Raw genomic sequence first — 5,937 nt, 5'->3', positions numbered from 1 at the left:
CTTAGGTTTGGTCAGTGTTTTGGTAGCCATAGGTACTCAAAGCTGATTGCCTTAAGAGTTAACCTAACAAGACTTTATCTGGAAACAGCTAGACCAAATGGCGATTTATAAATTGTCCAGTTGGCTATTAACGTAAGTCGCTAGTTAAACAAAAGGTGACTCCGCTTCATTAGATAGCCAACGAAATGCGTAGGTGTAGCCGTAAGGGGGCGATCCCACTGCTTAACAATAATTGCGTAGTTTTACTGCTTGACAAGTGAAAGATGCTTTGGATTAAGATTAATTGATGTCACAAATTTTAAAATTTAATTATTGAGTTCCTTATTGAATTAACCTAAAAATTAATGGAAATATCAACGGATGTTTTTAAAGAAATAGATAGTAACAAATCTACTCTAGATTTCAGTCTTCTTGATGAAGATCAACAAGAAGTCTTAAACAAGATCAGCAACTTCGTAAAAAATTCAGAAATCCAAATTTTTATTATACAAGGAACGTCAAATAGTGGCAAATCATTTCTTATTCCTTATATTGAAAAAATTGCTTATCAACTAGGTATTGAAGAGGTATTATCTTTTGCTCAATCAACAAGAGTTGCTAGAAACTTAATGTCCAATTATAATCTTGAAAATGTAAATAGTATTTACTCTTATATTTATGGTGGTACTCCTACAGAAGTAATTGATGATGGAAGTGATGAAAGCGATCAAACTGATGAAGGAGATACAATTGATATTATACCATTGAAAAAATGTAATAATTCAGATAATTCCATCTTTATTGTCGATGAATCACAGCTTATATCTGATAGTTTTTATGAAAGTTTTGATCTACGGTTTGGTTCGGGTCATCTTTTAAAAGATTATCTTGAATTTACTGCTCTTAAAGATTCTAAAAGAAAAATAATATTCATCGGTGATCCATTTCAATTAAGTTTTGGAAATGAACAAGAATCACCTCTTATTCGTAAATATCTGGAAGAAAAGTATCAATTAGTAGTTGACGTTGCTCAATTATCAGACAAAACAAACTATTCGCCAATTAATGCTGAAGCACTGAAATGTGTTTCAGGTATTAGCAACAAGATGTTTAATGATTTACAAATTAATCAGACATCAGATGCTGTTATTCATTTAACAAAAGATAAAATAGAAACTTACATATCAGAATTGAATAAAAGTGACATTCACATCCTATGTTACTCTAATGAAAACGCACATAACATCAATTTATGGATTAGAAGAAAGCTATTAAAGTTAGATAAAAATCTTGCAGTTGGTGACATCATATTATTCTACAATAATATTAATGTAGATAATTATGATCTATTTGCTCCTACAAAATCAATTTATAATGGTGAGTTTGGAGAAATAAGCGCAATCTTTGAAGCAAGCAAACAAGAAATAAAAATAAAAAATACATCAGTTAGTTTAAGCTTTCGAGAAGTCTACATTCAATTGAATGCAACCAAAAAAGTTATCAGGGTATTACTACTAGAGAATTATTTAAATAATCCCCAAGCAGAGTTGGTTAAAGAAGAAAAAATTGCCTTAAAAATTATTATTAATAATCAATTAAAGGAGGAAATTAACGCCTGTATTTTTGAACATTCGGATGAGTATAATCATCTGCGGTACTCTGAAGAATATAGAGCATTAGAACTTGATATATCTAAGTTTAAAATCAGATTAGACAATGGAGAACAAGTTAAGACAAAGCTTGGAGAAAAAGAGAAAGAATTAAAACGTTTATTAAAGAACGCAAAAAAACAATACAGAAATAAAATTAAGCTGCGACTTCAAAATGATCCTGCTAGTAACTACTTCAAGTTTAAAAATACTGCATTTATTCGATATGGTTATGCAATGACTGTACACAAATCTATGTCTTATAAATGGCCAAAAGTTGTATTTAATACAAATCAAGGGGAAAATAGAGGAAGAACTAATCAAGGCTATTTTAAGTGGTTATATACAGGTATTACTAGAGCTACTTCTCAGATTGTTTTATGCGGATATGAACCAATAACTCCTTTATCTGATCCTGATCTTAAAATACAAAATTCTAGTGATAATAATATTTTTAAAGATTGGGTGAAAAGTTATTTTATATCAAAACAAGATACTGATTTAAGTAAGTTATTATTTGAATCTTTAAAGGAGGATTTAAAACAATATTTTGATGAGCAATTTAAAAATACCGTTTTAATAAGTTTAAGTTTATTTATTTCTCCAAAAATCCAATCTAGTAACTTAAAAATACAAGCAATCAAACATAACCAATATCAAGAAATTTACGAAATTACTGAAACTACAAATCAAAATAAAACAGCAATAATTATGTTTTTCTATAAAAAAAATGGCGCGTTTAGTCCTCCGATTGTACAAAAAGCACAACCTCCACAGTTTGGGGATGAAGTATTATTTGTATTGACAAGAAAAATAGCTATTTCTAATATCAACTTAGAAAAAAAAGATGGTTGGAGAGAGAAACTATACAATAATTTAATCCAGAGATTGAGAAATAGAGAAATTTATTTTGAATATATTTCAGAAAATAATCTTCATGATTTGATAAAGTTATTTGGAACAAATGGAGATGGTAAATTATGTATCAAGTTTGATTACGACCAAAAAGGCTTTATTAGCACAATTACTGCCATTTATTGCGATGAGCCTAATTTATGGAAGATATTTCAAGAAGTTATTCACGAGTACAATTAACCACAATGTTATCTTCAAAAAAAAACCTTACAAACCTAGCTAAACAAAAACTCGATTCAGGTGATTTTCAAGAAGCCCTTGATATTTACTATCAAGTTTATATTGATTTTTCCAATGAGTGGAATTCATGGGATACTGTTTTTTTGCTTAAATGCTTAAGAAATAATGCGATTCTTCCTGAAAATGTTGATATTGAAAATATAGTAATTGCTCATATCCATGAAGCACCAGTCAAGAATCTTTATGTCTGGTATCTTTTCGATCAGCACGTTAAGAGCTTTGACAAAGATTATATTTGTAAACATGAAAAAGGGATTAAAAAAATTACTGATATTTCAGAACAAAAAGACTATATAACCAACCAAGATAGAGTTCCTTGTCCTTATACAATAGGTATTTTTAAGTTAATCAAGGCTTATAAAAAACCTAATTTCAATGTCAATAAAGTTCAAGAATGGATTACTAAGTTAGAACCAAAAAAACTTTCAAAGAATGAGACAACATTTACTGATACTGATGGTAACATAAACAGGCAAGCATCTGATTATGAAGAATATTTCTCAATTTTAACTTCTCTATTGCAAAAGCAAGAAAAGCATCAAGAATGTATAGATAATTGTGATATAGCTTTATCATCTATTAGTAAGTTTCATTATGATAATGATATTTGGTTTAAGCGAAAAAAAGCACTTTCTTTAATAGCTTTAGGTGATATTGAAGCAGGTAAAAGTATTTTGTTACAGATTATTCAAGGTCACAGAGGACAAAAATGGTTTATTTATCAAGAAATTGCTGGCATTGAATTTGATGAGAGAAACCATGAACAGGCATTGATTAACTGTTGCAAGGCTAGCTTATTTCAAGGAGATGAAGATAAAAAAATTAAACTTTATCTTATAATGGCTAGATGCTATTATAAGATTCAAGAAATTGAAAAATCAAAATTGTTAGCAGAATTAATTGGGCTAATAGTTCAAAAATATGATTTGAGACTAACTGATGAAGTCAGCAAAATTCTTAATCATTACCAAATTCCTTATCCAAAGAGTGAAGTAGAAAATTATTTAAGAGAAAAACAAACACAACTGATTAATATATGTAAGCAAGACCAGTTAAGAGATAAAAAAGTTTTTCAAGGTAAAATTCATAGAATACATAGCAATCAGAAATCAGGACATTTAAAGAGTTATAATAATGAGCGTTATTTTTTCGGAATGCGAGATATACAATGTAACAAATATCATCTTGCAGAAGGAACTGCCGTAGAATTCTTTCTAAAACAATCTCAAAATCAACAAGGAACACTTGAAGATCATGCTGTTATCACTAAAATTATTTGAACTTTCCCAACGAATCTACCGCAACTGATGCAACATTTCCCCAAGCAGTTCGCATAACACTTGTCGGTTGAAAATAAACTCTTCACCAAAAAACTCATGTATACTGTGCTGTTATCGGATTAGACAGGGCGCGGATTGCAGGAGCAATATAAGGGATGCTTACTGGCGAGATAATGTTAAAGACTGACCGCCTTTGGACGATTTGTAGTGCGTTGACGACATACAATTTACACCAGGATATAAACCTTACCCGGAAGGTGTTTTTTGTGCCGAATGCTGAGATTTGGATGTGTTGGAGGAGTTGCTAGGATGATTGACCATGACAGGCTTTTCAAAGAATTAATATCTACATTCTTTGTTGAGTTTCTCGATTTATTCCTGCCTCAAGTAGCCAGCCAAATAGACCGCGATTCTATCCAGTTTTTACCCCAAGATGTATTTACTGATGTCACATCTGGAGAAAAGAAAGAAATTGATTTGCTGGCACAGGTGCGTTATCAGCAGCAGGAGACTTACTTTCTAATTCATGTTGAAAATCAGTCTTACACTGAATCAGCATTTGCCAAGCGGATGTTTAAGTATTTTGCACGCTTGCATGAAAAATATGATTTACCAATTTATCCTGTGGTGATTTTCTCCTTCGACGAACCAAAACGTGCCCAAGCGCAAAATTATCGTGTCACGTTTCCCGATTTAAAGGTGCTGGAATTTCAGTTTGCAGCAATTCAATTAAATCGCCTAAGTTGGCGGGATTTTCTAACGCAACACAATCCAGTGGCGGCGGCGTTGATGGCGAAGATGAATATTTCTGTATCAGAACGTCCGCAGGTGAAGGCGGAATGTTTGCGGTTACTGACAACTTTAAGGTTAGACCCAGCGCGGATGCAATTAATTTCGGGGTTTGTGGGTGTGTATTTGGAACTGAATGCTGCGGAGGAGGAAGTCTTTAAAGCCACAGCCGATAGAATGGGATTAACCGACAAGGAGGTATATATGGAAATAGTAACGAGTTGGGAACGAGAAGGTATCCAGAAAGAACGAAGGGCAACTATTACTAAGATTTTAAAGCTGCGCTTTGGGGATATTGATGCTTCTTTAGAAGGCATTATTCCCGCTTTGTTACGATTGTCCCCCGATGAATATATGGATTCACTCTTACAAGCTGAGCGTGAGGAATTATTATCGCGGTTTCAAGGATAATTGTAAATGGAATTTGTGACCAGTTGGCAAGAAGAAGGTGCAGAAGCCGAACGAAGAAAAGTCATTTCCGGGCTTTTGAAGTTACGATTTGGTAATTTAGATGCTCTCGACAAATCGTCCGCTTACCTTCATTTCGGACAATAAAATCACCACTGGGTTGCACATAAGCAGTCCAATGGCTACCAATCTTAAACTGCTCAATTTCATTACTTGCAGATTGATTGGCTTGTCGCTGTTCGTAGGTAGTAGCGATCGCCTCTACCAAATTATCAAACATTTCTTTACGCCAGAATTCACGGTGAATGGCTCGGAATTGCCCAGCAGTATCTAACTTTGGTTCTGATTCCGGTAATGGAACTTCTGGCAGATTGATTGACTCAGGATTAACCTTGAGGATAATACTAGAGCCATCTGGTTGCAAAGTAGCTGCAAATGTAGCACCAATCGGCAGTTTCGGACTGTCAGGAGCAAAAGTGCCTAAATTCTTGCCATCAATCTGTAATATCGGTGTACCGTTGTAACGATAATGCTCTGGGTGTGATTCGGGTAGCCCTGTCAAGGTGACAAATAGCCGGATAATAATACCATGCGATCGCAAACTAAAAAGTAACGGAGGGTATGGTGAATGCTGGGTGCAATATTTGAGCGTTTTGTCAAACAGAGTCCAATTAGTG

General features: G+C 33.3%; 3 protein-coding genes and 1 pseudogene. 3 read left to right on the top strand and 1 reads right to left on the bottom strand.

Translation table 11 applies throughout. From position 1 onward, the window contains the following. The first annotated feature begins 344 nt into the window (after positions 1-344). The 3 genes from LC574_RS22505 to LC574_RS22495 all read left to right on the top strand — a co-directional run bounded on the left by LC574_RS22505 (position 345) and on the right by LC574_RS22495 (position 5,263). Complete coding sequence (locus LC574_RS22505) at positions 345-2,723, top strand: helicase C-terminal domain-containing protein (protein WP_229455734.1); 2,379 nt, start codon at positions 345-347, stop codon at positions 2,721-2,723. After that, on the top strand, positions 2,684-4,063 hold the full coding sequence (locus LC574_RS22500) for a hypothetical protein (protein WP_229455732.1): 1,380 nt from the start codon (positions 2,684-2,686) through the stop codon (positions 4,061-4,063). Before LC574_RS22505 ends, LC574_RS22500 begins: the two co-directional genes overlap by 40 nt. A 309-nt stretch (positions 4,064-4,372) precedes the next feature. After that, positions 4,373-5,263, top strand: a complete 891-nt coding sequence (locus tag LC574_RS22495; protein ID WP_229455731.1) for an Rpn family recombination-promoting nuclease/putative transposase — start codon at positions 4,373-4,375, stop codon at positions 5,261-5,263. Between the two features lie 61 nt (positions 5,264-5,324). On the opposite strand, the pseudogene LC574_RS22490 reads toward LC574_RS22495, so the two are convergent. Further along, positions 5,325-5,937 (bottom strand): annotated as a pseudogene (locus LC574_RS22490) (hypothetical protein); the annotation flags it as partial.

The organism is Nostoc sp. CHAB 5715 (assembly GCF_020829685.1).
GTDB lineage: Bacteria > Cyanobacteriota > Cyanobacteriia > Cyanobacteriales > Nostocaceae > Nostoc.
Note: the sequence above shows the minus strand (reverse complement) of the source record. Positions and strands in the feature narration are given on the sequence as shown.